Raw genomic sequence first — 26,412 nt, forward strand, 5'->3', positions numbered from 1 at the left:
CTCTATCCACTCTTCTTCAATGAACCTTCTTTTTTCTCTTGTTTCATAACGGTTCCTAATTCTTTTTTTGTAAATACACGTAATTTTAAAATAAAAAACATATATGTCAATCCGCCGATGGCTACACCTAACAAAGATTCAATCGTCGCGCTCGCTCTATGTTCCGTATCAATTACTAATCCAGACATCTGCAACACACGCGTGAACATCATTAATACAAACCCCATACAGATACCACTAATTACTATCCCTAACATATTTCGCTTATTAATAAGTGACCCTGATACAGCTCTCATAAGCAACAAACTATTTAGTCCAGAAATTATAATTAACGCACATAAAGTCGCAAAAGCTGCCCCTTTCACACCAAAATAAGGCATGAATATATAGTTTAACGCTAACTTTAAGCAACCTCCAAATACAACAAATAATGCTGGCTTAAATGTTTGTCCCAGCCCTTGTAAAATAGAAGCCGTCGTAATTGACAATGAACTAAATAAAATAGATAAAGATAAAATAGATAAAACATCTGATCCATCACTATTTTCAAACAACATAATATTCGTAGGTTGAATAATACAAGTTAGCCCAATAGCTGCTGCAAATCCAATAACAAATGTTATTTTCATCGCTAACTTTACCTTTTCTTGAATAAAGGAAAGATCTCCTCTTTCCTTCGCCGCTGTAATAATTGGAATAAGTGATAACGAGAAAGAAGTCGTCACAACAGTACCTAATTGCATTAGCGGAATACTTCTATCATAAACACCCTTTAATACTTTTGCACTTTCAGCCTGTTCTCCCGCACCAATAAGTAAGGTGTACAAGGACATTGAATCAGCCATCTGTATAAAAATAAGCACTAAATTACTAACACAAATCGCTAATCCCTGCCAAAAAAGGATTTTAATTATCCTCCTTTTACCCTTAATTCTCGCTACACTTTTAAAAAATATGGAACGAAAATCTCGACGCATATACAACATAAGTACAATAATCCCAATAAGTCCACCCGCAATTGAGCCTAACATAGCCCCTGCACCAACTGTATATAAATCAAATCCGTGAGCAATTAGGAATAGCGATAAAAATACAATAATGGAAACCCGAATTGTTTGTTCTATTACTTGCGAAACAGCCGTTGGCATCATATTATTGAACCCTTGAAAATAACCTCTTGCTACAGACAAAAATGGCATCAATAAGAATGAAAATGAAATAACACGTAGTAACTTATCTAAATGCATATCACCCATAGCTATCGCAATTGTTTCGGCCCCAAAAAACAATGTAAAGAAGCCTATAAAACCAATTCCTAATAAAAACCAAAAAGATACACAAATAATTTCTTCTGCTTCTTTTTGTTTTCCCCGCTCTAGTCGTTCTGCAACCATTTTTGAAATGATAACAGGAAACCCATAAGTAGCTAAAATTAAACAAAATCCATAAAACGGGTAAATTTGTTGGTAAATATAAAAACCAATATCCCCCGCTATATTTTGATATGGAATACGGTAAAAGGCGCTTAATACCTTTGTAACAAAACTTGCAATCGTTAATATAATAGCCCCACGCCAAAAGGCTTGATACTTCTTCGCTTCCATACAAGAAAACTCCTTTTTCTATTCTCACCTCTCGTATTATATCATAAAGAAAAACACAAACTCCCTTACCACCACGGGTAATAATAGGTCCCTACGCGTTAAAAATATTCAACGAAAAAAGGTAGCAAAGTGCTACCTTCATTCAATATACATGTATCTCCAAATAATTGATTTCTCGAAAAGAAAGATCATAATTAGGAAAGATTACTACTTCTAAAATCTATATACCCTTACTGTTCCATTTGTTTCGCTAAGAAACTGGCAGCAGTATTAACCGCTTTATGCTCGATTTCGCTTATAATAGCTTCTTTTGAAAAAATAATGACGGCTCCAATTGGGTCTCCGTTTGCAACAATCGGTCCAACTGTATAAGAATGAACCTTTTCTGTTACACCATCGATAATAGAAATATCACTTTCGTCCGTCATAATAACAGACTTTCGTTCTTCCATCGTTTTTTCGATTAGATCGCCAACACTTTTATTTAAGTATTCTTTTTTCGATACGCCTGATACTGCGATGATAGAATCTCGATCACACACAAGCACATTATGTCCTAAGCTGTCATATAAAGCCTCAGCATATTCTTTTGCAAAATCACCTAGTTCACTAATTGGAGAATACTTCTTTAAAATTACTTCTCCATCGCGATCAACAAATATTTCTAGTGGGTCTCCTTCTCGAATACGTAAAGTTCTACGAATTTCCTTCGGGATTACTACCCTGCCTAAATCATCAATTCGACGTACGATTCCAGTTGCTTTCATTCTAATGCTGCCTCACTTTCTACTGATGATCAAAGTGGTGAATTTACCTGTTCATGTAAAAATCACCAACTGTTAGACATAGTATTTTACACATTAGTTCTTCTATGCACGCCGAATTGTATTTTTTTATCTTATTTTAGGCATTTATTACTTCTTTTTTCACATCTGGTAAGCCTTTTAATAAATTTTCAGCAATTGTTAACCACTTCGATGTCTCTAAGCCATTTGTTTTCATAACAATTTTCAATTGTGATCCTTCCATTCCTAGACCGATCATACGCCCAAAACTATTTCCGAGCATGAATAATTTTCCACCATCAATATTTTGGCTTGCTTGTTCCGAAAACAGGAATGTTACTTCAAATTTATTTTGCTTAATTAACTCAATTTGTTCTTTCATTGCCAACACTTTAATATTTGCAATTTGTAATAAATAACCAACTTCTTGTGGATAATCACCGAATCTATCGATCATTTCTTCCTGCAGTTCTTCAATATCCTCAATTGTAGAAACACCTCTAAATTGTTTATACATCATAATTTTTTGCTTACTATCTGAAATATAAGCGTCTGGTAAGTATGCATCTACCTCTAAGTCAATTTCAACATTAACTGTATTTTCAGCCCCATCTGTTCCTCTACGCTGTTCAATTGCATCTTTTAACATTTGAGAATATAGATCAAATCCGACAGAATCAATAAATCCATGCTGTTCTGCCCCTAACAAATTACCTGCTCCACGAATAGATAAATCTCTCATCGCAATTTTGAAACCAGATCCAAGTTCCGTGAACTCTTTAATTGCTTGCAGACGCTTCTCTGCAACCTCTGAGAGCACTTTGTCACGTTTATAAGCAAAGTATGCATACGCAACACGATTAGAACGTCCAACACGCCCACGAAGCTGATACAACTGTGATAATCCCATACGATCTGCATCGAATACAATTAACGTATTTACATTCGGAATATCTACACCCGTCTCAATAATTGTTGTACTTACAAGAACATCATGCTGCCCTTCTAAAAATGATAGCATAACAGACTCTAATTCACTTTCGTTCATTTTCCCATGTGCGTACGTTACGCGAGCATCTGGAACTAACATCGAAATTTCATCTGCTTTTCTTTCAATATCCTCTACACGGTTATATAGGAAGTAAATTTGACCGCCTCTTGCAAGCTCTCGCTCTATCGCCTCTCGCATTAATGCTGGATTATACTCTACTACATACGTTTGGACTGGGAAACGATTTTCTGGTGGTGTCTCAATAACAGATAAGTCGCGCACACCAAGCATAGACATATGAAGCGTCCGTGGAATCGGAGTTGCCGTTAATGTTAATACGTCAACATTCGCCTTCAATTGTTTAATTTTTTCTTTATGCGTCACGCCAAATCTTTGTTCTTCATCAATAATAAGAAGCCCTAAATCTTTATAAGTAACATCTTTAGATAAAATACGATGTGTTCCGATTACAATATCTATTGTGCCATCCTTTAAGCCCTTAATCGTTTCATTTTGTTGTTTTCTCGTACGGAATCTACTTAATAATCCTATATTGATTGGATAATCTTGAAAACGCTCTCGAATTGTTTCATAGTGTTGCTGCGCAAGAATCGTTGTCGGTACTAAAATTGCAACTTGTTTTTCATCCATAATTGCTTTAAATGCCGCACGAATAGCCACTTCAGTCTTTCCATACCCTACATCACCACAAAGGAGCCTATCCATCGGGCGTCCCCGTTCCATATCTTTTTTAATTTCGTCAATAGAACGTAACTGATCCTCTGTCTCTTGATATGGGAAAGATGATTCGAACTCTTGTTGTTCTGCCGTATCTGGCGTATATGCATAGCCTTTTGAAGCTTCGCGCTCAGCATATAGTTTAATTAGGTCATCCGCAATGTCTTGTACAGATTTTTCAACTTTCGTTTTAACCTTTTTCCAATCATTTCCGCCTAATTTATAAACTTTCGGATCCTTACCTTCAGACCCTACATATTTTTGGACTTGATCAATTTGTTCAATTGGAACGTATAGCTTATCATTACCTTGATATTTAATATTTAAATAATCTTTATGAACACCATTAATCTCTAATGTCTCAATACCTAAAAATTTACCTATACCATGATTTACGTGAACTACATAATCCCCAACTTTTAATTCCGAATAACTTTTAATACGTTCAGCATTCGATAACTTTTGTTTACGTTGTGATTTTTTAACTTTCTTATGGAAAAGTTCCTTTTCAGTAATGACAACAAACTTTTGCATCGGCATTTCAAACCCTGCATGTAAATCACCTACAGCAATTTGTAACCTTCCAGGTAATAAGATATCTGTGCCTTCTACAATATCTGCCTCAATATCATAATCACTTAAAATATGTTGTAATTTTTTCACACGTTCATCATCTGTTCCAAGTACAACAGTCGTAAAATGCCCTTCATTCCATCTATCAATTTCTGTTTTTAACAAATTCATCTGCCCATGGAAATCTTGCATTGTTTTACATGTTACATTCACAATATTTTGCGGATGTGTGTGTGTGATATGACGTAAGAATAACGTTAAATATACAAAACTTCTTTTTTTATGATGAAGAAATCCCTCGAATGCGTGAGAGAAAGATAAATCTTGAATAATCGTTCCTTCACCGAGAAGTGATATATACCATTCCGCCTCTTCTGTTTCAAGATGTGATGCTGTTTCTTGAATACGGGAAATCTCATCTAAAATTACAACACCGTCTTCTGGTAAATAATCTATCAGACTAGCAGGTTCTTTATAGAAAATAGATAAGTATTTAAACATCTGTTCTATACTTTGCCCGTTTTTCAACATCTCAATTTCATGACTTACCGTCTCAAGCACTGTAGTCTTTAATTTATCATCAGAAAGTTTTTGCATCGTCTTAGTCAGACCTTCTTCAAGATGCTGAATTCCTGATTTTAATTCTTCCTGTGAAAATAAAAATTCTGTTGCCGGACCAAACCTAACGCTTTCTTTTTTACCTTGAGAGCGCTGTTCATCGACATCAAATAATCGAATAGAATCGACTTCTGTATCGAAAAATTCAATACGAAATGGTAGTTCTTCAGTTAAAGGATAAATGTCTAATATTCCCCCGCGCAAACTGAACTCCCCTGGGGCTTCTACCATCGACTTACGCTCATAGCCAATATGATGTAAAGTGTACAAGAGCGCATCTAAATCAATCTCTTGCCCTAGATTGATTTCAATTTGCTTTTGCTTCCACAATTCCTTTATTGGTAAAAATCTACGCAATCCTGCCACTGGCGCTACAATGATTCCATTCTCTCCCGCAGCCAAGCGATTTAACACTTCTATACGTTGCGCCTTCAATTCCGGACTTGCAACCCCAATTTCCGATGCTATCAGTTCATTCACTGGATATAGCCACACATCTTTTTCACCAAGTAACGCCACTAAATCTTCATGTACTTTTTGTGCTTGGTATAAGTTATGTGTCACGATTAATTGTGATTTTTTTGTTTTTTTATATAAAGCCGCCATTAATAATGAACGAGAAGATGTTGCCATCCCTGATATAAGTTGTTCCTTTAACCCATCTTCTAATCCATTAATAACCGATTGTATCTCTTCATTTTTATAAAATTGCTCTAATAAACCTATCATTTTTAAAACTCCTCTCAACATAAAGAGCAAGTCATTCTATTTTATGCAAATATTTTGGAAAAGGAAAACAGAAAAATGCTTTGGACACGCCAAAGCGACAACATTTTATTGCAGAAATTTTTCATATTCATAATACTCAGGATAAGATGCGAGCGTTTCTTGACACGATTCACAAATCGTTTTTATATATATATTTCCATTTTCATGAAAATGAATCATCTCTACTACTTCTTGCTCTGTTAGTTGAAATAAAACGTCGCTATATACTTTTTCTGCGTTAATGGAGCCTACATTACCTCCGCAATGTCTGCAATAATAATACCCTTCCATACTAGCCTCCTAAAAATTCAATTACTACTAGTATGGGTAAAACAAAAGATAAATATTCCCAATCTCATTTTTAACTATTGAAAGTATTCATGATTTGGAGAAAAGGCTTATTTAGCCACTCTTCACATGCATCCGCTGCTTTTTCAATAGAATAGTTAACATCCGGAGTCTCTTCAGATGTAAAGCGTCCCAATACATAATCGACTACCTTCATTCCATTTTTGGGGCGATCAATTCCCATACGGATACGTTGAAATTCTTGTGTTCCTAGGTGCGAAATCGTTGACTTTACACCATTATGTCCACCAGCACTACCTTTCATGCGAAGACGTAATTTACCTACAGGAATATCTAAATCGTCGTACATAACAACGAAGTCCTCAACATCAATTTTATAATAATCCATGAGTGGACGAATACTTTCCCCAGATAAATTCATGTATGTTAGCGGCTTTAATAAGATTACCTTTTCTCCATTAACAAACCCTGCACCAAATACACCTTTAAATTTTTGTTCATTCAAAGAAATGTTCCAACGCTTCGCAAGTTCATCAATGGCCATAAATCCAATATTATGCCTTGTTAATTCATATTCTCTACCTGGGTTCCCAAGTCCTACTATCAATTTCATTCTTGTACCACTACTTTCTTTTTTCGATACGAAAAGACGTAACCAATTTTGGTTACGTCTCATTCTATCCAATTAATTGAATAATACACTCACAGATTCTTCTTCGTATACACGAATGATTGCTTCTCCGATTAATGGAGCAACTGAAAGTTCATGTACTTTGTCGATTTTCTTCTCTTCCGGTAATACGATAGAGTTCGTTACAACTAACTCTTTAATATTTGAATTTTGAATACGCTCAATTGCTGGGCCAGATAATACTGGGTGTGTACAGCAAGCATATACTTCAGAAGCGCCGTTCTCAACAAGAGCGTTTGCTGCTAATGTAATTGTACCAGCTGTATCAATGATGTCATCAATTAAAATTGCTGTTTTGCCTTCAATATTACCGATAATGTTCATTACCTCTGATACGTTCGGGCGAGGACGACGCTTATCAATAATAGCGATTGGCGCTTTTAGACGATCTGCCATTTTTCTTGCACGAGTTACACCACCATGATCAGGAGACACGATTACGATATCTTTAAGACCTTTTGTTTCAAAGTAATCAGACAGAATCGGTACACCCATTAAGTGGTCGATTGGGATATCAAAGAACCCTTGAATTTGTGGAGCATGTAAATCTAGAGTGATTACACGAGTTGCACCTGCTGTTTCAAGCAAGTTTGCTACAAGTTTCGATGTAATTGGTTCACGAGAACGCGCTTTACGGTCTTGACGCGCATAACCATAGTAAGGAATAACAATATTAATTGTTTTCGCAGATGCACGTTTTAATGCATCGATCATAATAAGTAATTCCATGATATGTTCGTTTACTGGGAAGCTTGTAGATTGAATAATGAATACATCGCAACCACGGATACTTTCTTCAATGTTAATTTGAACTTCTCCATCACTAAAACGATCAACAGAACATTTTCCTAGCCCTACTCCAATATGCTTTGCAATCTGCTCAGCAAGTTCCTTATTAGAGTTTAAAGAGAATACTTTCAAATTAGAATTTAGATATTGAGTCGACATCTAGATTAACCCTCCACATTATGATTTTTTCTTATTCAGCAATTGATCAACATAGTCTTCTTTGTTAACTTGACGTGCACGTGCTACCGATAATGCTTTTGATGGAACATTCTCTGTAATTGTAGAGCCTGCTGCCACATAAGCACCATCTTCAACTGTTACTGGAGCAACAAGGTTTGAATTACATCCAATAAATACCCCATTACCAATCACAGTTTTGAATTTATTCTTACCGTCATAGTTCACCGTAATTGAACCACAACCAAGATTCACGTCTTCTCCAACTTGTGCATCCCCGATATAACTCAAGTGTGAAGCTTTACTTCTATTACCAAAGACAGTCTTTTTGATTTCCACGAAGTTTCCAACGCGTACTTCATCTCCAATAACTGAATCTGGGCGAATATGTGCAAATGGACCAACCGATACTTCTGTACCAAGTTTACTATCATGTACAGTAGATTGACGAATTGTCGTACGATCTCCAATTTCACTATCACGAATTACTGTATGCGGTCCAATTTCACAATCAGAACCAATTACAGTGTTCCCCTCAATAATTGTTCCTGGATGAAGAACTGTATCACTACCGATAATTGCATCAGCAGAAATATAAGTGTTACTTGGATCAATAATTGTAACACCATTTACCATGTTCTTTCGGTTGATACGGTTTTTCATAATAATTTCCGCTTGCGATAGAGCGACTCTGTCGTTAACACCTAACGTTTCATCGAACTGCTCTGTTTGATAAGCTGATACGATATGACCTTCATTTTTTAAAATCTCAATAACATCTGGAAGGTAATATTCACCTTGCACGTTATCATTTGAAACTTTAGAAAGTGAAGCAAATAAAGCCTTATTATCAAAACAATACGTACCTGTATTGATTTCTTTAATAGCTAATTCTTTCTCATTTGCATCTTTATGCTCAACAATCTTTTCAACATGACCATTCTCATTACGAACAATACGGCCATATCCAGCAGGTTCTTCTATGTACGCTGTTAGCACCGTAGCCATTGCTCCTGCTTCTTTATGTTGCTGAAGTAATGCTTCCATCGTTTCAGCAGTTATTAGCGGCGTATCACCACAAATAACTAAAGTTGTTCCTTCTTCATTTGCAAGTACACTTGCAGCTTGATCTACAGCATGTGCTGTACCAAGTTGTTCTGCTTGTAATGCAAACTCACTTACGTTCCCTAGCTGTTCTTGTACCATTTCAGCACCATGTCCAACAACCGTTACAAGTTTCTGCAATCCTAATTGAGATACTTGATCGACTACGTGTTGTACCATAGGTTTTCCACATACAGGATGCAGCACTTTGTATAGCTTAGACTTCATACGTGTGCCTTTACCTGCAGCTAGAATCACTGCAAATCTGTTTGACATATAGACCCTCCATCGCAACCTATTTATCCATTAAAGATATTATCCTAAATCATCATATATTTCAAGAAACACATTTTAACTATTAAATTTTACCATAATTCTTATAAGATGTTTTACTCTTTAGTATCTTTTTTAAGAAATAAGCTATACTATTTAAAATGATTTTGAAAAAATTAGTAGTTTCTTCTTTTTATGTTAATGGATTATGAAATTTCCGAATATAAAGCAAAAAAAAAAAAAACAAACTCCTGTAAATGCTTACAGGAGTTTGCTACAAAATTATAAGACTTTTTATCAAAGCCCTTTTCATTCGAATTTTACGAAGCACCTGCTTCTTCAAACTCAACCTCTTCTAACTCGCCTAAACGATGATACTCTGTTAAAACCGCATCTTGAATTTTAGAGCGTGTACCAGAATTAATCGGATGTGCAATGTCACGGAACTCTCCATCTGGAGTACGTTTACTTGGCATTGCTACAAACAATCCATTATTACCATCAATTACACGAATATCATGAACAACAAATTCTTGGTCCAAAGTAATAGAGGCAATTGCTCTCATGCGGCCTTCTGTGTTTACGCGGCGTAATCTTACGTCAGTCACTTCCATCTTGTGTTCACCACCCTTTTCTAAATAAGCGATATATTTGTATAAATTCCACAAATTTTCTATTTTCCCTTTAATTTTTTTAAAATTTTTAAGATAAAAATTTTTAATGTAGTTGAATATAGAGATTAGTAGAGGTTATCGCTTACAAAAGGTTACTTAACTAGGGCGATTACTTCAATTTCAACGGAAACATCTTTCGGTAATTTTGCTACTTGTACACAAGATCGAGCTGGTTTATGAGTAGAGAAATAAGAGCTATATACTTCATTCACAGCACTAAAATCATCCATGTCCTTTAAAAATACTGTTGTTTTTACGACTGTATCAAATGAAGCACCTGCTTCCTCCAATACCGCTTGTAAATTTTGAAATACTTGTTCTGTTTGTACTGTTACATCTCCTGTTACAAGCTCCCCATTTGCCGTTAATGGAATTTGTCCTGAGCTATAGAACATATTATTTACAATAATCCCCTGCGAATAAGGTCCAATTGCTTGTGGTGCCTTGCTTGTTTGAACAACCTTCATACTTTTCACCCTTTTATTATTTATTTTACTCTTTAAAAATAGTGTACGAAAGGCAGTTTGTCCATCTATTTTATAATCTATAAATAAAATAAAAAAAGATAGAGCTATCTGCTCTATCCTTTATTCAGCCTCTACAAGCCCTTCATCAAATGGTGCAAGAGAATAATTCCCCTTTTCCACTTGAATCGTTTTTTCTTTCACATCAACTTCCGATAGACGAATTAATGATACAAAATTATTAATTAGTCGTTCTTCAATATCTGTGGATTCTACTAATACACCAATACCAACAACATTAGCCTTGAACTCTTCTAACATACTCATCATACCTTGAATCGTTCCGCCAGCTTTCATGAAGTCATCAATAATTAAAACATTCGATCCTTCTGGAAGGCTGCGTTTTGCTAATGTCATTGTTTGAATTCGTTTAGAGGAACCCGACACATAGTTAATACTAACAGTCGGACCTTCTGTTACCTTATTATCTTTCCTTGCAATTACAACTGGTACATCTAAGTAATTTGCCACTGCATAAGCAAGTGGAATCCCCTTCGTTGCCACAGTCATAACTGCATCAATTGGTTGTCTAGCAAAAACAGAAGCAAACAAACGACCCGCGCCATTAATATGGCGAGGATTACTCAATAAATCTGTCATGTATAAGTAACCGCCAGGCAAAATACGATCTGGGTTTTCAAATAAGCCACAAAGCTCATCAATAATTAGATCTGCCTCTTCTTCACTTATATACGGTATATATTTCACTCCTCCTGCTGCTCCTGGTATCGTTTGCAATGTGCCGACCCCTTGTTGTTCAAACGTTTGCTTAATAATAACTAAATCTTCACTAATGGAAGACTTAGCCGATTGATACCTTTCAGCAAAAAAAGTGAGAGATACTAGCCGACGAGGGTTTTGTAGCAAGTAATAAGTCATATCGACTAATCTTGTACTTCTTCTAATTTTCATACTCTCACCTCAAATCACGAATATTCTAAACAAATCATAACGTATTATACGTCTTTATTCAAGCGTTTCTCGCTCTCCTAATAAACGTACCGCATAGACTTGTTCACAAAATCCTTTTAATCCGTTATAAATGCGATGCATTCGCGAATCATGGTGTACAAGTCCAAATACAGTTGGACCACTTCCACTCATCAATACAGCATCCGCTCCGAATCGCTTCATCTGTGATTTAATACGGGCAACTTCAGGATGCATTCCAAATGTTACATCTTCTAAAACATTACCAACAGTATCACAAATCCCTTTATAATCCCCAGAATTTATGACATCAACCATTTTATCTACATTTGGATGTGTAACTCGATTTAACTTTAAATTTCCATACACATCAGCAGTAGATACACCTATATGTGGTTTCGCTAAAATAACCCAACAAGAAGGCGGAGTCTTTATATGCTCAATTTTCTCTCCTCTTCCAGTAGCAATTGCTGTGCCGCCGTATACACAGAACGACACATCTGATCCAATTTCTGCGCCAAGCTCTGCTAACTCATCAATTGTAAGCCCTAAATTCCATAATTTATTAAGACCACGTAATGTCGCTGCTGCATCACTACTTCCACCTGCTAATCCAGCTGCTACTGGAATCGTTTTTTCAATAGTAATAGATACACCTTTTTTTACATTAAACTTCTCTTTTAATAATCTCGCTGCCTGATAAGCTAAATTCCGTTGGTCGTCTGGGACATACCGATTATGGGATAAAATTTCAATACGGTCTTCTGCTAATTCCGTTAGTTCTAGACGATCTGCTAAATCAATGGTTGTCATAATCATTTTCACTTCATGATATCCGTCTTGTCTTTTTCCCAGTACATCTAACGACAGATTAATCTTTGCTGGTGCTTTCACTAGTAGCTTCAATCTATTCACCCACTCTATGTACTCAATCTTTTATCGTTTATTTTACCATAAATTTATAGTAAGACGATGACACTTCCCTAATTATAACGAAAAGCATTCAGAATGAAACTACTTATGTAAAATGATGGCACCTTTTAGAGTACAAAAAGCCGAGGAATGTCTCCTCGGCCACCGTAGCATAGAAAGTATCTTACAACTACTGGTTTCGTTTCATTAATTGCTGTTCTGCAATTTCTATAGCACGTTTCACCATGTTACCAGCATCTTTCGCACGAATTCCGCCCCATCCTTCTTTCTGAACAACATCATAAAAGCCAAGCTCTTTTGCTAGCTCTTCTTTAAATTGGTTTGACATGACACCTCTTCGTCTACTCAATGCAGAGTCCCTCCTTATTTTGCTACGGTATAGTTAGTATGCAAAATAATATAGCTTTTCATTTATGGGAATATATGTAATGATATGCGAATTATAAAATGACCTCACTATGAGGGTCTCCATAAAATGTTAACTCTACTGTCTCTGTTAAAACATCTGCGTAACTATAAGATACACGTTGCAACGCATCTTCTTGTTGATCCAATTGTACAACAAAAACAGAACGGTATGTTTCTGCTAGTACACCTGATTGCTCTACAGTTTTTCTTCTTCCACTATTTGCTTTTAACATAAGTCGCTGTCCAAGATGGTGATCTAATTCGCTTTTAATTTCATCTAAACGTTTTGACATATACTTCGCTACACCTCGCTGTAATTTAGATTGAACACTTAAAACACGATATATCTATCCTAATTATTAACCGCGATTCACAGCTAATATCATCCTGCGTTTGAATAGATAGAAGAAATACTATATTGTAAAAGTATCATTACGTAGTCTGTACGTTCTTGCCTCTTTTTATCCAAATTCATTTAAATCCTTCCATACAAAAAAGCAAGATACATATGTATCCTGCTTACTCTTCGTAATGTTGAAAAGGTAATCCCGTTCGTAAAATCCCTCTCGTTTCAATGCCGCCTAGTCCCTTTTCACCAGTAATTGTATTACGTACGACATCCCATACATTGACTCTCTCCATAAATGAAGTAAAACTAATTTTACCAACTACATATACAGGATCTAGTGCATGAATATTAATTCTAGATGGTGAACTAGCGAAATTGGCCCCTGCACGAATTAGTGCCTCAAAGTGAGATTGACATGCCCCAGCAAAAATAACAAGTTGATCCAATGATGGATATTTTTTTCGCACTTCTCGAACAGCCTGTACAAAATGCCTTGAATGCCTATATGCTGCTAAATCTCCCTTCACTCCTTTTGATTTTGTATATGCATCATGCCCTGTAATAACGAGAATGTCTGGGCGAAAGTGATCTATTAAATCTACTACTTTTTCATGCATCTCCGTTTCTTTACAATGAATACCTTGTACAGGAACGCCAATTTTATTATATAAGTCTAAACACTTGCGCAAATATAAAGGGTCTCCATCTATATGCAATACACGTCCCGGCATTTGAAAATAATTCACCTCACTTGTGTATCCACCAGTTGAAGTATGTTCATGCCTTTGTTTCATTAATACATAATCTTGTTGAAACAAACGATACGTGCGCTCCATTGTTTCTTTCTCACGCTTCACCCTTTTTTTATGTTCTCGTTGATCTATACTAATTAAATCTTCAAGTGGCGCATCCGCCACCAGTCTAATTTCCTCTCCAAACAATATAGCTATCTCGCCTTTTATTTCTATAATACGAAAAAGAATATCCCTCTTATGAGAATATCGTTCCACTAATTCTCCAACATGTAAAGCCATTCTCCTACCTCCAAACTCATTAGGCCATCTTACCTGTTTTTAAAATATGAATTTAGAGGGCGAAAGGTGACAAAAGGGACAGTTCAAGTTGAACTGTCCCTTGCATATTCTTATGATAATTTATGAATAACTAATGCATTACTTAATGTTGCAAACTCTTCAATAGATAGCGTTTCGCCTCTTCGCTTTGGATCAATTCCTACTTCTGTTAAAATTTGATCCAATAACTCCTTATCTTTCGGGAAACCATTTAAATTATTTGATAAATTATTCATTAAAGTTTTACGGCGCTGTGCGAAACTCGCTCGTACTACTTCAAAGAAGAACGTTTCATCCTTCACCTCTACAACCGGTTTAGGGCGCTTTAGAAGGCGAATAATTGCAGAATCAACATTTGGCTGTGGTACAAACACTGTACGCGGTACAGTCATAACTGTTTCAACTTCTGTATAATACTGAATGGCAATCGATAAAGAACCATACTCTTTCGTTCCAGGTTTAGCAGCTAAACGATCTCCAACTTCTTTTTGCATCATAACAACAAACCCACGAACTGGTAACTTTTCTTCAAGCAATTTAAATAAAATTGGCGTTGTTATATAGTATGGTAAGTTAGCTACTACCATTACATCTTGCCCTTCTTCAAATTGCTCATTAAATACTTCATGTACATCCGCTTTTAGTACGTCTTTATTAATAACTGTAACGTTACCATATGGCGCTAACGTCTCATCTAAAATTGGTAATAGTCTTTGATCAATCTCAAAAGCCACTACTTTTTTAGCACGCTTCGCTAATTGCTCTGTTAATGCACCAATACCTGGTCCAATTTCAATTGCACCACTTTCTGAATCAATTTCTGCATGATCGACAATACGATTTAATACATTTGTATCAATTAAAAAGTTTTGCCCTAAACTTTTTTTGAATGAAAATCCATACTTTTCAACGATGTCTTTAGTACGATTTGGCGTTGCGATATCCTTCATTTTTTTTCCTCCTGTATTACTTGCTTATAAGCTTCTCCAAATGATTCCTTTGAAACTTGAAACATCTGTAATCGTTTATGTAACTGTTTTGCATTTGTATAACCAATCTTTAATAGCTTACCCATTCTTTCTCTGCGGCTCTTTGCCATTTCTCCGCCCACTAAGCCTGCATCGACTAAATCACTCCAGCTAATTTCACTTGTGTAAGCTTCCATTTCTTCATGTATATTCTCTAGAGCACGGCGAATCGACTCATTAGAAGCATGTTCGATCCCAACACCCTTTTTCCTTTTAGCAAGCGCTTCTTCCTTCGGTAAAAAGGCATGCTTACAGCCGGGAACCTTGTCAGAAATAATTTTTCGAATACGCTCTCCAGGATAATCCGGATCTGTGAAAATAATAACGCCCCTTTTTTGCTGCGCTAATTTAACTTGCTCAATAACATGATCACCGATTGCTGAACCGTTCGTTTCAATTGTATCCGCATCAACAGCACGCTTAATCGCAACTGTATCATCTTTACCTTCTACAACGATAATCTCTTTTATTTTCATGCTTGCCTCCACACTCGTTTCGTCTCTACTTAGTAAAACAAAAAAATGACGACTTTTCCATTATTATTTTCCCCATTCTTATATTTTAAAAAATAGAATAGAAAAATCTTTGTTCTCTGTCCTTATTGTAACACTTCATCATTCACATTTATTTTCTTCATCACTTCTACTAGTGTTTTCTCAAAACAAAAAAGAACAGGTTTCCCCATTCTTTTTTATTCAATACCAAATAAAACTTTTGCATTTTTGGTTGTCACTTCTGCTACTTCCTCATAAGAAATTCCTTTTAAATTCGCAATTTCTTCTGCTACGAGTTTTACATAACTCGGTTCATTTCGTTTCCCTCGAAATGGATGCGGCGTTAAATACGGACAATCCGTCTCTATTAACAATTTCTCTAATGAAATCTCCGTAGCAACCTCTTTCGGCTTCTTAGCATTTTTAAATGTAACTGGTCCGCCTAATGAAATTAAAAAGTTCATATCAACACATCGCTCTGCTACTTCTACGCTGCCGCTAAAGCAATGCATAATGCCTCCTACTTCAGCTGCATTCTCTTCTTCTAGAATATCAACAATATCTTGAGTTGCATCGCGGTTATGTATAATAATCGGCAATTTCACTTTTTTAGCTAATGCAATTTGTTTACGAAATACTTCTTTCTGTATTTCTTTTGGAGACTTATCCCAGTGATAATCTAAGCCCATTTCTCCAAGTGCAACGACTTTAGGATGAGAAGCAAGTTCTTCTAACCAAGCTAAATGTTCTTCTGTCATGTCAATTGCATCAACTGGATGCCATCCAACCGCAGCGTAAATAAAATCATAGGATTCAGCTAATTCCATCGCCTTTTTTATCGTTACTTCATCAAAACCAACAACAACTGTATAAGTAACTCCCGCTTCTTTCATTCGGACAATAACTTCTTGCAAATCTTCTTCAAATTGCTCTGCATTCAAATGTGAATGTGTATCAAACAACATAATACATAACTCCTTTTATATTGAAATCAAGTCTATTCTACAAAAATAAGTTCTTTAATAACTTAACGATAACAATACTACAATCTTAATGCAAAAATAGAGAGTGTAAAAAGAAAAAAGACGCTTCACACATGTTACACGTGAAACATCTCTTTTCTTGTCTTAATTACTTGATTTTTGTACCATTTGGTAGATTTTGGTCAATTGATGCTAATGACAATACGCCATTCTCTTCACCCGCTAAAATCATGCCTTGCGATAATTCACCGCGTAATTTTACAGGTTTTAAGTTTGTTACACAAATAACCTTTTTACCTTTTAAGTCTTCCGGCGAATAGAATTTTGCAATTCCAGAAACAACTTGACGCTTTTCTGTGCCTAAGTCTAGTTGAATTTTTAACAACTTGTCTGCTTTTTTCACAGGTTCAGCAGATAGTACTTCAGCTACGCGTAATTCTACTTTAAAGAAATCATCAATTGTAATTTCTTCTGCCTTCGGTTCTTCTTCTTTTTTCTCTTCTACTTTAGGAGCAGAGCTTTTCATTTGTTCTTTAATGTACTCTACTTCCACTTCTATTTCTAAACGAGGGAAAATTGGGTTTCCTTTTTCTACTTTTGTTCCAGCTGGAATGCAGCCAATTGTAGATAGACTTTCCCAAGATTTATAAGCTTCTTCAGTAAGGCCAAGCTGAGCAAACATCTTGCTTGGTGCTACTGTTAAGAACGGCATAAGCATAATACCTGTTTGACGAAGTACTTCTGCTAAATGAGCCATTACAGAAGCTAACTTTTCACGATCATTCTCATCTTTCGCTAATACCCATGGTTGCGTTTCATCAATATATTTATTCGTACGACTAACCAATTGCCAAATAGATCCTAACGCTACAGAGAACTCCATATTCTCCATTGCTTCTTCTACTTTTTTCAAAGTATCTTGTGCAAACATTACTAACGTTTCATCAAATTCCGTTACATTTGCTTTAAATGCAGGGATTTCTCCGTTAAAGTACTTATCAATCATAGCTACTGTACGATTTAATAAATTACCTAAGTCATTTGCTAAGTCGAAATTAATACGCTCCACAAATCCTTCTGGTGTGAATACGCCATCAGATCCAAATGGAACTTCACGAAGTAAGTAATAACGTAATGCATCTAATCCGTAACGATCGATTAATGTAACTGGATCTACTACGTTTCCTTTTGACTTACTCATCTTTCCATCCTTCATTAAAATCCAGCCATGAGCAAAGACTTTCTTCGGAAGAGGTAAATCTAATGCCATTAAAATTATCGGCCAATAAATTGTATGGAAACGAACAATTTCTTTCCCGACTAAATGCACATCTGCAGGCCAGAATTTTTTATATTTCTCTTCATTTGCTGTACCATAACCTAATGCCGTAATATAGTTAGATAATGCGTCAACCCATACGTAAATAACGTGTTTTGGGTTACCAGGAACACGAACCCCCCAGTCAAATGAAGTACGAGAAACTGCTAAATCTTCTAATCCTGGTTTAATAAAATTATTAATCATTTCATTTTTACGAGACTCCGGCTGAATGAAATGTGGATTATCTTCATAGAACTTTAATAGTCTGTCGACATATTTACCCATTCTAAAGAAATAAGATTCTTCACGAACAAGTTCTACATCATGACCACTATCTGGGCTTTTTCCTCCAACTACTTTGTCGCCTTCCATAATTGGATCTACTAATTGGTGCTCTGTATAGAACGTCTCATCTTGTACAGAATACCAACCTTCATATTCATCAAGATAAATATCACCTTGATCTACTAATTGCTTAAAGATTTTTTCGACAACATCTTTATGACGATCTTCAGTTGTACGAATAAAATCATCATAAGAGATATCCATCTTCTCCCAAAGCTCTTTAATTCCTGCAACAATATTATCAACATATGCCTGTGGCGTAATATTTAACTCTTCTGCTTTCTTTTGGATCTTCTGTCCATGCTCATCAGTTCCTGTTAAATAATGCACATTATATCCTTGCATACGCTTATATCGTGCCATCGCATCTCCTGCTACTGTCGTATAAGCATGTCCAATGTGTAATTTTCCACTTGGATAATAAATTGGGGTAGTAATATAAAAGGACTTATTTTCCTCTGTCATTGTTTTGGACCTCCCGAATAACCTCATATGTATTTATAAACAGTATATCAAAAACTCATATATAAAGTGAAACTTTAATCAGTGGGGTTTTTCTTCATCCCCACTGATTATTAGCCCACATCAATCGGGCTTTTACGAGCAGCCCGAATCTAACTTATCTTCTTTACGCCAACCTAATTTTGAATTTTGGGTCTTAATGCTCGATATCTTTATCATCTATTGCTCATATTTCAAAAAATATACAATCTCCACTTAAATTTGTTAATTTTTCAGAAAAAAATGTAAATAATTGTGGAATTTCCTCTCAATCTATTATATATAAGAAATAAGAAATCTATAAATCTTTTTAAAAAATATAGAATTTAAGAATTGACGGAAATGTAAATGATTGGTATCATATGTCCATAGGGTATTTTGTCGAAAAATGACGAATCTAAAAATAGACTCGAAACTTATAAACTATTTATTTAGGAGGAAAAAAATTATGAAATCTACTGGTATTGTTCGTAAAGTTGATGAATTAGGTCGTGTAGTAATTCCAATCGAATTACGCCGTACTTTAGGTATTGCAGAAAAGGACGCTCTTGAAATCTATGTTGATGACGAAAAAATCATCTTAAAGAAATATAAACCAAACATGACTTGCCAAGTAACTGGTGAAGTATCTGACGGTAACCTTTCTTTAGCTGAAGGTAAAATCATCTTAAGCAAAGAAGGCGCTGAGCAAATCTTAAACGAACTTCAAGATTATATCGAAACAGCAAAATAAGCTTCTCAATTATGAGAAGCTTATTTTTTATCGACATGATAGATTTGATATACATCTCTTTTCGACAAATCTCGATCTTTAGCGACTGTTTTAATCGCTTCTTTTGAATTCATACCTTTTTCATTTATATAGTGTTCAATATGATCATATACTGAAAGAGATTCCCACCATTGTTCTTCTGGAGCAGGTTCTTCTGTTGAACCAGCTACTAAAATACAAAACTCACCACGTACTTCATTTTGCTTCGTCCACTCAATTGCTTCTTCGATTGTCCCTCGAATAAATTCCTCAAATTTTTTCGTTAACTCTCGACATAATACAATCTCTCTATTTCCCAACACTTCCTGCATCGAAATTAAAGTATCATCTAAACGATGAGGCGCTTCATAAAACATCATTGTAGTTTGTACATAACGAAGCTTTTCTAACTCCATCTTCCGTTCCTTTTTGTTTCTCTGCAAGAAACCATAGAAATAAAACTGCTTTGTTTCAAGACCGGATGCAATTAATGCTGTAAGGGCTGCATTTGCTCCAGGAAGCGGAATTACATGATATTGCTCAGCTACTGCCTCAACAACAATATCGTAACCTGGATCGGAAATACACGGCATACCAGCGTCACTAACAAGTGCTACATTCTTTCCATCCTCTAACTTCTCTAATATTCTCTTTCCACTTACTTCTTTATTATGCTCATGATAACTCGTGACAGGTGTTTCAATTTCAAAGTAATTACAAAGTTTTTTCGTTTGTCTCGTATCTTCAGCAGCAATTAAATCAACTTCTTTTAAAATTCGGATTGCACGAAATGTCATATCTTCTAAATTCCCAATAGGAGTTGGTACTAAATATAAAACTCCCTTTTCATTTTGTTGAAAGCTTTTTTGTTGCCACATAGCGTTCTCCTTTTTGCATATATGCCTCTTTTTGTTTTCTCGTTAATTGCTTAAAATAATACTCCGCTTGCATAGCTGTACGCTTATCTTCGTGAGTCTCTACATATTTTAAAACGACAGGAAGCCTCGCACGTGTATACCTAGCTCCTTTGCCGCTATTATGAGTCTGAATTCGTTTTTCGATATGGTTTGTATATCCAGCATAATAACTTCCATCAGAGCACTCTACTACATAAAAAAAATGCTTATTCTTCTCCATATAAAATTGAACGTATCTCCTTTGTATATTCGTTATTGTTCTCATATACAACGAGTGGTGGTAAAATTTTTAAATCTGCATTTCCATCCTTAATTCCTTCAATTAACAATGTATTTGCTTCTTTTCCAATCTTAGGATAAACAAATCGCACACGCTTTGGTTCAATTTTATATTTACGCATTAATGTGATAATGTCGAGTAATCGTCCTGGACGATGTACAAACGCTACTTTCCCGCCTTGTTTTACTAACTGACTACTTGCAGATACAACATCTTCTAATGTACACATAATTTCATGACGAGCTATTGCTAAATGTTCATTCATATTTTTCTCTGAAGTTTGAGGTGTTTGAAAATATGGCGGATTACATGTAACAACATCATATTGATGACGCCCGAGTTTCTCTGGCATATCTTTCAAGTCTCCATGTATGAGGTGAATTCTTTCTTCCAACCCATTGTATTGAACACTTCTTACTCCCATATCATATAAGCGTTCTTGAATTTCCACACCAGTAATCTTTCCTTTTGTTCTTGTACTTAATAGAAGGGGGACAACTGCGTTACCTGTACACAAATCAAGTAAATTCCCCTTTTGAATTGGTACCCATGCAAAATCTGCCAGTAAAACAGCATCTAAAGAAAAATTAAATACTGATGGGCTTTGTATAATCTTCATGTCTTGCGCTAATAAGTAATCTAAACGTTCATCTTCATATAAATTCATATACTGCTCCTTTTCTTACCCTTAACCTACCCTATTTCATGTATAAAAAATTACCTTTCCAATTATAATTGGAAAGGTAATTTCACTTTTTATTTAAGAATGACAGACAGAACAAACAATCTCCCTCTTTACGTACACTTCCATAATGTAGATTGCAAATATGAAAACCTTCTTGATACAGTCTCGCTAAATTGTCATAGCCTTCACCAATATCTGTTTTCGGCTTCACTTCTTTACGTTTTTGAGTTTTTTGTTTTTCTTTATTCTGCACTTCTTCAAAACGGTGTCGCAAATTGTTATTTTCCATTTTTATATGCTGGTTTTCTTCCAACAACTCTGCAAGATGCTGTTTTAACTCTCCCAACTGTTTGTATAAATGTCCAATTTGCTCTTCCATACTAGAAACCGATTCAAAAATATCTTTTTTCTCCACAAGCACCCACCTCATTAATCTGTGGTTTGACTCGAAACGACCCCTTTATTCACTAACTCATCTAACGTATATTCTACTATCCGTTCCTTGTCTACTAGTTCCACTTGAATTAATCTTTCTAAAATATTTAATCCGATAACACGGCCAGTACCATGCGGGGTTTGTATACGTTGATCTAAATCAGGAAGTTGTTCCTTTGCTGCCTCATATTCATCATTCTCATATTTTAAGCAACACATTAAGCGACCACATAAACCAGAGATTTTTGCAGGATTTAATGATAAATTTTGATCCTTTGCCATTTTAATGGATACAGGTTCAAAATCTCCTAAAAAAGTAGAACAACAAAGCATACGACCACATGGACCAATACCACCTAGCATCTTCGCTTCATCACGAACACCAATTTGTCTTAGTTCAATTCTTGTTCTAAAAATTGCCGCTAAGTCCTTCACTAGTTCGCGGAAATCGATCCGACCATCCGCAGTAAAATAGAAAATAATCTTATTACGATCGAATGTATACTCTACATCTACAAGTTTCATATCGAGATTATGCTCTACTACCTTTTGTTGACAGACTTGATATGCTTCTTTTGCAGCATGTTTGTTCTCTTCAACAATGGTACGATCATTTTCATTTGCAATACGAATAACCTTTTTTAGCGGTAATACAACGTCGTTTTCATCAACTTGCTTTTTGGTAATAACTACTTTTCCGTATTCAATACCTCTTACCGTTTCTACAATGACAAACTCATTTTCAGAGATATCGAACTGATTTGGATCAAAGTAATATACCTTTCCGGCCTTCTTAAAGCGAACACCTACTACATCATACAAAACGGTCATCCCTCCTGCAACCGCAACACTAACTGTTCGAACACAAGCTGCGCATTTACATTAGCGTTGATTCTATTTTTTGCCTCTAATATATTAAAGAGAGCTGATACAATGCGCTTCTGAGCATAGGAAAACGATTCAAACATCTCTTTCTGCTCATGAAAAACAAGACGATCTTCTTCTCCAAGTTGAACATATAATAAATCCTTATAAATAAGGAGTAACATATCTAACCCTTGCTGTAATTGTTCTTTCTCTCCAAAGTGTTTTCCCCATTTTTCTTGTACAAAAAAAATAGAGGTTTTATCTTTTTCGAGCGCTTCACATAATTTTATCACTAAAGCTCGTGCTTGTGCAAACCATTCATCACTACATAAAGCTAAAGCTTCATCAAAACTATTTGTGAGTTGGGCAGCAAGTGTCGATAAAGATGCTGTAATACCTTCATCCTGTAATCTTCTAATTAAAGATTCCGTAGGTAACGGTCTAAACGTAACAACTTGGCAGCGAGATAAAATCGTATTTAAAATTTGATGACTTTGTTCAGTAAGTAAAATAGCGGTTGTATCACTACTTGGTTCTTCTAAAAATTTCAAAAGTGTATTTGCCGCATTTGCTGTCATACGATCTGCGTGCTCAATAATATATAATTTTTTATTTGCCTCTAATCCTGTTTTTGAAAACTCTTCTTGTAAATCATGAATTTGCTGCTTCTTAATAGATAATCCGTCTGGTTTTACAATATGTAAGTTAGGGTGGTTACCTGAATCAATTCGCTTACAATTTGTGCATACATGACAGGGCTCTACTCCATTCCGCTGAGAACAGAGGAAACTCTTTGCCATTTGAATTGCTGTCGCAAACTTTCCCGTACCTTTCCCTCCCTCTAACAAGTAAGCGTGGGATATACGCTCTTTTGCAATGCTATTCATCAACATTTTTACACCGATGGGTTGTATAGCAGAAAGCTGCTCCCACGTCTTCGTCATAATGCATACCTCACTTATTTCATTCTTTCCTTCTATTATAACAATTTATCTTCTATAATCTGAACAACTTCTTCTATAAGTTTTTCCATCGGCTGATCAGCATTTACCAATACAATACGATCCGAGAAACGTTCTACAACTTTTAAATACCCTTCGCGCACACGTTTATGGAAAGAGATATCTTCCATATCTAATCGATTTACTTCGCGTCCTGCATCTTTTTCAATCCGAGCCAAACCAACCTCAGGCTCAATGTCTAGATAAATTGTTAAACTAGGCATACAGTCCTCTGTTGCGAAACGATTTATTTCAAATACCTTATCCATACCCAATCCTCTTGCATAGCCTTGATATGCTAAAGAACTATCTATAAAACGATCACATAACACGAGATAGTTCTCATTAAGTGCTGGCATAACTTTTTCTACTAAATGTTGTCTGCGCGCAGCAGCATAAAGAAGCGCTTCTGTACGTGCTTCCATCATCGTATATTCTTGTTTATGTAAAATCGTCCTAATGTCCTCAGAAATTGCAATACCACCTGGTTCCCTTGTCGCCATTACCTTTTGTGCTTTTTGTTCAAAATATGGCAATAAGCTTTTAATTAACGTTGTTTTACCTGAACCTTCTGGGCCCTCAATTGTTACAAATAATCCCTTCATCCTAAAACCTACTTTCTATATCATACACTTTCATATATTTCGTATTACCTTGAAAACGAGCTCCTGCTCTCTCTAAATACATAATTTGCTCTTTATGCTCTGAAGTAATTCTCTCTCCATATATAACCAATGGAATTCCAGGTGGATACGGAATTACCATTTCCGCCGCTATCATTCCAACAGCCTCTTCTATAGATACGATCTTTGTTCCATATCCTTCTAGTTGTTTATACGTATACGGCAAAGGAGAGAATTCATCTTTATAAGTATAACGAATAGATTCCCTCTTGTCTTTCACGTCATGATGTTGCAATGCTACTCGAATCATCTCTATAACCTTCATATACCCCTCATTTGCTTGCAGGGGTAAAATAAATAGAACATTGTACGGATCAGCCATCTCTGTATATATACCGACCTTTTCAAATACGGACTGTAATTCGTAGCCTGATAACTGACAACGAGTTTGCACGGTAACCTTTAACTCGTCTTGCAACGGATATTCTAAAATGGCGATTTGGGGAATAGAACGTAACCGTTCCTTAAATCTCCGTAAAAACTCAACAATTTCACCATGACCTTCTTCTTTTATACGTGCCATTGTAAAGCGTGCTATATCCAAGGAAGCCATAATTGGATACGATGGACTACTAGATTGTAGCATACTTAAATACGTAGTAACCTTCTCTTCGTCTACTAAGTGACTATTTATATGTAAATAGGAACCCATTGTCATTGCGGGTAATGTTTTATGTGCAGAATGAACTACAATATCTGCACCATATGTTAACGCTGATTTCGGGAATGGTTCTCCCAAACAAAGATGTGCCCCATGTGCCTCATCTACCAAAACAGGGATTTTATGTGCATGTGCAAAAGCGATGCTTCCCTCTAAATCCATCCCCATACCATAATAATTAGGATGCGTTAAAATGAGTGCTTTCGCATTTGGATATTTTCCAATTGCTTTCTTAATAATTTCATTACGAACTCCCACTGGTACGCTATAAGTTTCATCAATCCATGGATCTAAAAAAATGGGATTTGCTCCCGCTAGCTTTAAACCATTAATAATTGATTTATGACAATTTCTTTGTACAAGAACAATATCATGTTCCCCGCAACAAGACAAAATCATTGCTAAGTTCCCAACTGTTGAACCATTAATTAAAAAATAACTTCTCTTTGTATCATACACTTCAGCCAATAATTGTTGTGCCTGATCTATACATTCAAACGGACTATGCAAATCATCTAGTCCTGCTAACTCAGTTACATCAATAGATAGAATATCTTTAAACTCTCTTATTGCCTCCTGAGGGAAGTTTAAACCATTCTTATGACCTGGAACATGAAAGGATAACGGCCCTCTTTCTTTAAACTCTATTAACGCCTCATATAAAGGCATATGATTTTGATTCATCTACATCTCTTCCTTATTATTCATTCTCTATCTATTATACAGAACAAAAAAAATAATAGGCATATGCCTATTTAAAAATATGATACTTCTAATTTTCGAAGTTGCTTTAAATAATGTATATATTTCGGATCATCTGTCTCTGTATTCACCATATCCTTTTCACATTCATAACATATTAAATTATTATAAACATATATGCCTTCTTTTCTTTTTGTCTCACAAACAATACAAACTTCACTTTGTAATTTCATAACCTTCCCTCCCTATTTAAGTGAACTTATTTTATACTTCTAATCCTTAACAATTCACAGAAAAATATACACCCATCTCTTATATAATATGATTAACTCTTGGGCAACGTGTTTGTATTACCATTACTTCTTTTCCATTCTTTTTAACAATACAAAAAAACACGAGTCAAATGACTCGTGTTTTCGCTTGCTTGGCGACGTCCTACTCTCACAG

At 35.6% G+C, this 26,412-nt stretch carries 28 protein-coding genes; 1 reads left to right on the forward strand and 27 read right to left on the reverse strand.

The genetic code is table 11. The features are described from left to right. Nucleotides 1-2 precede the first annotated feature (2 nt). The 18 genes from RT27_RS05000 to metG form a co-directional block, all read right to left on the reverse strand. A complete protein-coding gene (locus RT27_RS05000) occupies nt 3-1,604 on the reverse strand; it encodes an oligosaccharide flippase family protein (protein WP_016079514.1) in 1,602 nt (533 codons plus the stop codon). A gap of 230 nt (nt 1,605-1,834) precedes the next feature. After that, nucleotides 1,835-2,371 (reverse strand): stage V sporulation protein T, encoded by a 537-nt coding sequence (spoVT, locus tag RT27_RS05005; protein ID WP_000648306.1) that lies wholly within the window; start codon nt 2,369-2,371, stop codon nt 1,835-1,837. 136 nt (nt 2,372-2,507) lie between these two features. After that, complete coding sequence (gene mfd / locus RT27_RS05010; protein WP_043935435.1) at nt 2,508-6,038, reverse strand: transcription-repair coupling factor; 3,531 nt, start codon at nt 6,036-6,038, stop codon at nt 2,508-2,510. Between the two features lie 105 nt (nt 6,039-6,143). Further along, entirely contained in the window at nt 6,144-6,368 is a 225-nt protein-coding gene (locus RT27_RS05015; protein WP_000399438.1) for an anti-sigma-F factor Fin family protein, read from the reverse strand. 70 nt (nt 6,369-6,438) lie between these two features. After that, nucleotides 6,439-6,999, reverse strand: a complete 561-nt coding sequence (gene pth, locus RT27_RS05020; RefSeq protein ID WP_080117268.1) for an aminoacyl-tRNA hydrolase — start codon at nt 6,997-6,999, stop codon at nt 6,439-6,441. Between the two features lie 72 nt (nt 7,000-7,071). After that, nucleotides 7,072-8,025 carry a ribose-phosphate diphosphokinase gene (locus tag RT27_RS05025; RefSeq protein WP_000107420.1) on the reverse strand — a complete coding sequence of 318 codons (954 nt, stop codon included), beginning with the start codon at nt 8,023-8,025 and terminating at the stop codon, nt 7,072-7,074. 18 nt (nt 8,026-8,043) lie between these two features. Next, complete coding sequence (glmU, locus tag RT27_RS05030) at nt 8,044-9,423, reverse strand: bifunctional UDP-N-acetylglucosamine diphosphorylase/glucosamine-1-phosphate N-acetyltransferase GlmU (RefSeq protein ID WP_000071039.1); 1,380 nt, start codon at nt 9,421-9,423, stop codon at nt 8,044-8,046. A 317-nt stretch (nt 9,424-9,740) separates the two neighbouring features. Then, nucleotides 9,741-10,034: a septation regulator SpoVG gene (gene spoVG, locus RT27_RS05035; protein ID WP_043935436.1), complete on the reverse strand. Its 294-nt coding sequence runs from the start codon at nt 10,032-10,034 to the stop codon at nt 9,741-9,743. A 152-nt stretch (nt 10,035-10,186) separates the two neighbouring features. Continuing rightward, nucleotides 10,187-10,561 (reverse strand): RidA family protein, encoded by a 375-nt coding sequence (locus RT27_RS05040; protein WP_016079518.1) that lies wholly within the window; start codon nt 10,559-10,561, stop codon nt 10,187-10,189. Nucleotides 10,562-10,681: 120 nt separating this feature from the next. Beyond that, a complete protein-coding gene (gene purR, locus RT27_RS05045) occupies nt 10,682-11,530 on the reverse strand; it encodes a pur operon repressor (protein ID WP_016079519.1) in 849 nt (282 codons plus the stop codon). A 54-nt stretch (nt 11,531-11,584) separates the two neighbouring features. Then, on the reverse strand, nt 11,585-12,454 hold the full coding sequence (gene ispE / locus RT27_RS05050; protein WP_140163885.1) for a 4-(cytidine 5'-diphospho)-2-C-methyl-D-erythritol kinase: 870 nt from the start codon (nt 12,452-12,454) through the stop codon (nt 11,585-11,587). A 196-nt stretch (nt 12,455-12,650) separates the two neighbouring features. Continuing rightward, nucleotides 12,651-12,809, reverse strand: coding sequence for a small, acid-soluble spore protein, alpha/beta type (locus RT27_RS05055; protein WP_000070633.1), 159 nt, complete (start codon nt 12,807-12,809; stop codon nt 12,651-12,653). Nucleotides 12,810-12,921: 112 nt separating this feature from the next. Then, nucleotides 12,922-13,182 (reverse strand): Veg family protein, encoded by a 261-nt coding sequence (locus RT27_RS05060; protein ID WP_016079521.1) that lies wholly within the window; start codon nt 13,180-13,182, stop codon nt 12,922-12,924. 226 nt (nt 13,183-13,408) lie between these two features. Next, nucleotides 13,409-14,272, reverse strand: coding sequence for a sporulation peptidase YabG (yabG, locus tag RT27_RS05065; protein ID WP_001173734.1), 864 nt, complete (start codon nt 14,270-14,272; stop codon nt 13,409-13,411). Between the two features lie 110 nt (nt 14,273-14,382). Then, nucleotides 14,383-15,261, reverse strand: coding sequence for a 16S rRNA (adenine(1518)-N(6)/adenine(1519)-N(6))-dimethyltransferase RsmA (gene rsmA, locus RT27_RS05070; protein WP_016079522.1), 879 nt, complete (start codon nt 15,259-15,261; stop codon nt 14,383-14,385). Continuing rightward, entirely contained in the window at nt 15,258-15,815 is a 558-nt protein-coding gene (gene rnmV / locus RT27_RS05075) for a ribonuclease M5 (RefSeq protein ID WP_000692837.1), read from the reverse strand. Before rnmV ends, rsmA begins: the two co-directional genes overlap by 4 nt. 215 nt (nt 15,816-16,030) lie before the next feature. Beyond that, complete coding sequence (locus tag RT27_RS05080) at nt 16,031-16,798, reverse strand: TatD family hydrolase (RefSeq protein ID WP_043935438.1); 768 nt, start codon at nt 16,796-16,798, stop codon at nt 16,031-16,033. A 166-nt stretch (nt 16,799-16,964) separates the two neighbouring features. Beyond that, nucleotides 16,965-18,974, reverse strand: coding sequence for a methionine--tRNA ligase (metG, locus tag RT27_RS05085; protein ID WP_080117056.1), 2,010 nt, complete (start codon nt 18,972-18,974; stop codon nt 16,965-16,967). A 457-nt stretch (nt 18,975-19,431) separates the two neighbouring features. Between metG and RT27_RS05090 the strand changes: the two genes are divergently transcribed. Continuing rightward, a complete protein-coding gene (locus RT27_RS05090) occupies nt 19,432-19,716 on the forward strand; it encodes an AbrB/MazE/SpoVT family DNA-binding domain-containing protein (protein WP_000843036.1) in 285 nt (94 codons plus the stop codon). A gap of 20 nt (nt 19,717-19,736) precedes the next feature. Here RT27_RS05090 and rsmI read toward each other — a convergent pair whose 3' ends face one another. The 9 genes from rsmI to RT27_RS05135 all read right to left on the reverse strand — a co-directional run bounded on the left by rsmI (nt 19,737) and on the right by RT27_RS05135 (nt 26,198). Further along, nucleotides 19,737-20,612, reverse strand: a complete 876-nt coding sequence (rsmI, locus tag RT27_RS05095) for a 16S rRNA (cytidine(1402)-2'-O)-methyltransferase (protein ID WP_043935439.1) — start codon at nt 20,610-20,612, stop codon at nt 19,737-19,739. Continuing rightward, nucleotides 20,581-20,871, reverse strand: a complete 291-nt coding sequence (locus RT27_RS05100; protein WP_043935440.1) for a GIY-YIG nuclease family protein — start codon at nt 20,869-20,871, stop codon at nt 20,581-20,583. The genes rsmI and RT27_RS05100 overlap by 32 nt, the downstream gene beginning before the upstream one ends. Further along, on the reverse strand, nt 20,858-21,598 hold the full coding sequence (locus tag RT27_RS05105; RefSeq protein ID WP_043935441.1) for a tRNA1(Val) (adenine(37)-N6)-methyltransferase: 741 nt from the start codon (nt 21,596-21,598) through the stop codon (nt 20,858-20,860). The genes RT27_RS05100 and RT27_RS05105 overlap by 14 nt, the downstream gene beginning before the upstream one ends. 82 nt (nt 21,599-21,680) lie before the next feature. Then, complete coding sequence (gene yabA / locus RT27_RS05110; protein ID WP_000412063.1) at nt 21,681-22,031, reverse strand: DNA replication initiation control protein YabA; 351 nt, start codon at nt 22,029-22,031, stop codon at nt 21,681-21,683. Between the two features lie 14 nt (nt 22,032-22,045). Next, the gene (locus RT27_RS05115; RefSeq protein WP_000272429.1) at nt 22,046-22,873 is read right to left on the reverse strand and encodes a stage 0 sporulation family protein; all 828 of its coding nucleotides are present in this window, start codon (nt 22,871-22,873) and stop codon (nt 22,046-22,048) included. 5 nt (nt 22,874-22,878) lie between these two features. Beyond that, nucleotides 22,879-23,862 (reverse strand): DNA polymerase III subunit delta', encoded by a 984-nt coding sequence (gene holB, locus RT27_RS05120; RefSeq protein ID WP_016079526.1) that lies wholly within the window; start codon nt 23,860-23,862, stop codon nt 22,879-22,881. A gap of 35 nt (nt 23,863-23,897) precedes the next feature. Further along, nucleotides 23,898-24,524, reverse strand: coding sequence for a dTMP kinase (gene tmk, locus RT27_RS05125; protein WP_016079527.1), 627 nt, complete (start codon nt 24,522-24,524; stop codon nt 23,898-23,900). A gap of 1 nt (nt 24,525) precedes the next feature. Beyond that, nucleotides 24,526-25,947: an aminotransferase class I/II-fold pyridoxal phosphate-dependent enzyme gene (locus RT27_RS05130; protein ID WP_043935442.1), complete on the reverse strand. Its 1,422-nt coding sequence runs from the start codon at nt 25,945-25,947 to the stop codon at nt 24,526-24,528. Between the two features lie 71 nt (nt 25,948-26,018). Continuing rightward, on the reverse strand, nt 26,019-26,198 hold the full coding sequence (locus RT27_RS05135; protein ID WP_000776279.1) for a sigma factor G inhibitor Gin: 180 nt from the start codon (nt 26,196-26,198) through the stop codon (nt 26,019-26,021). Nucleotides 26,199-26,412 lie beyond the last annotated feature (214 nt).

Origin of the sequence: Bacillus sp. L_1B0_5 (genome assembly GCF_000836715.1) — a bacterium.
Taxonomy (GTDB): Bacteria; Bacillota; Bacilli; order Bacillales; family Bacillaceae_G; genus Bacillus_A; species Bacillus_A thuringiensis_S.

Bases quoted from the DNA above. Each gene is read 5' to 3' on its own strand.
- RT27_RS05055 (WP_000070633.1), bottom strand. From the start codon at position 12,809: ATGTCAAACCAATTTAAAGAAGAGCTAGCAAAAGAGCTTGGCTTTTAT.
- RT27_RS05040 (WP_016079518.1), bottom strand. From the start codon at position 10,561: ATGAAGGTTGTTCAAACAAGCAAGGCACCACAAGCAATTGGACCTTAT.
- RT27_RS05105 (WP_043935441.1), bottom strand. From the start codon at position 21,598: ATGAATTTATATGAAGATGAACGTTTAGATTACTTATTAGCGCAAGAC.
- RT27_RS05080 (WP_043935438.1), bottom strand. From the start codon at position 16,798: ATGTTGTTTGATACACATTCACATTTGAATGCAGAGCAATTTGAAGAA.
- RT27_RS05025 (WP_000107420.1), bottom strand. From the start codon at position 8,025: ATGTCGACTCAATATCTAAATTCTAATTTGAAAGTATTCTCTTTAAAC.
- mfd (WP_043935435.1), bottom strand. From the start codon at position 6,038: ATGATAGGTTTATTAGAGCAATTTTATAAAAATGAAGAGATACAATCG.
- rsmA (WP_016079522.1), bottom strand. From the start codon at position 15,261: ATGAAGGATATCGCAACGCCAAATCGTACTAAAGACATCGTTGAAAAG.
- RT27_RS05000 (WP_016079514.1), bottom strand. From the start codon at position 1,604: ATGGAAGCGAAGAAGTATCAAGCCTTTTGGCGTGGGGCTATTATATTA.
- RT27_RS05060 (WP_016079521.1), bottom strand. From the start codon at position 13,182: ATGTCAAAACGTTTAGATGAAATTAAAAGCGAATTAGATCACCATCTT.
- holB (WP_016079526.1), bottom strand. From the start codon at position 23,862: ATGACGAAGACGTGGGAGCAGCTTTCTGCTATACAACCCATCGGTGTA.
- metG (WP_080117056.1), bottom strand. From the start codon at position 18,974: ATGAGGTTATTCGGGAGGTCCAAAACAATGACAGAGGAAAATAAGTCC.
- rnmV (WP_000692837.1), bottom strand. From the start codon at position 15,815: ATGAAAATAAAAGAGATTATCGTTGTAGAAGGTAAAGATGATACAGTT.
- pth (WP_080117268.1), bottom strand. From the start codon at position 6,999: ATGAAATTGATAGTAGGACTTGGGAACCCAGGTAGAGAATATGAATTA.
- tmk (WP_016079527.1), bottom strand. From the start codon at position 24,524: ATGAAGGGATTATTTGTAACAATTGAGGGCCCAGAAGGTTCAGGTAAA.
- spoVT (WP_000648306.1), bottom strand. From the start codon at position 2,371: ATGAAAGCAACTGGAATCGTACGTCGAATTGATGATTTAGGCAGGGTA.
- rsmI (WP_043935439.1), bottom strand. From the start codon at position 20,612: ATGTGGCAACAAAAAAGCTTTCAACAAAATGAAAAGGGAGTTTTATAT.
- purR (WP_016079519.1), bottom strand. From the start codon at position 11,530: ATGAAAATTAGAAGAAGTACAAGATTAGTCGATATGACTTATTACTTG.
- RT27_RS05130 (WP_043935442.1), bottom strand. From the start codon at position 25,947: ATGAATCAAAATCATATGCCTTTATATGAGGCGTTAATAGAGTTTAAA.
- RT27_RS05135 (WP_000776279.1), bottom strand. From the start codon at position 26,198: ATGAAATTACAAAGTGAAGTTTGTATTGTTTGTGAGACAAAAAGAAAA.
- RT27_RS05100 (WP_043935440.1), bottom strand. From the start codon at position 20,871: ATGGAGAAGAATAAGCATTTTTTTTATGTAGTAGAGTGCTCTGATGGA.
- RT27_RS05090 (WP_000843036.1), top strand. From the start codon at position 19,432: ATGAAATCTACTGGTATTGTTCGTAAAGTTGATGAATTAGGTCGTGTA.
- RT27_RS05015 (WP_000399438.1), bottom strand. From the start codon at position 6,368: ATGGAAGGGTATTATTATTGCAGACATTGCGGAGGTAATGTAGGCTCC.
- spoVG (WP_043935436.1), bottom strand. From the start codon at position 10,034: ATGGAAGTGACTGACGTAAGATTACGCCGCGTAAACACAGAAGGCCGC.
- yabG (WP_001173734.1), bottom strand. From the start codon at position 14,272: ATGGCTTTACATGTTGGAGAATTAGTGGAACGATATTCTCATAAGAGG.
- glmU (WP_000071039.1), bottom strand. From the start codon at position 9,423: ATGTCAAACAGATTTGCAGTGATTCTAGCTGCAGGTAAAGGCACACGT.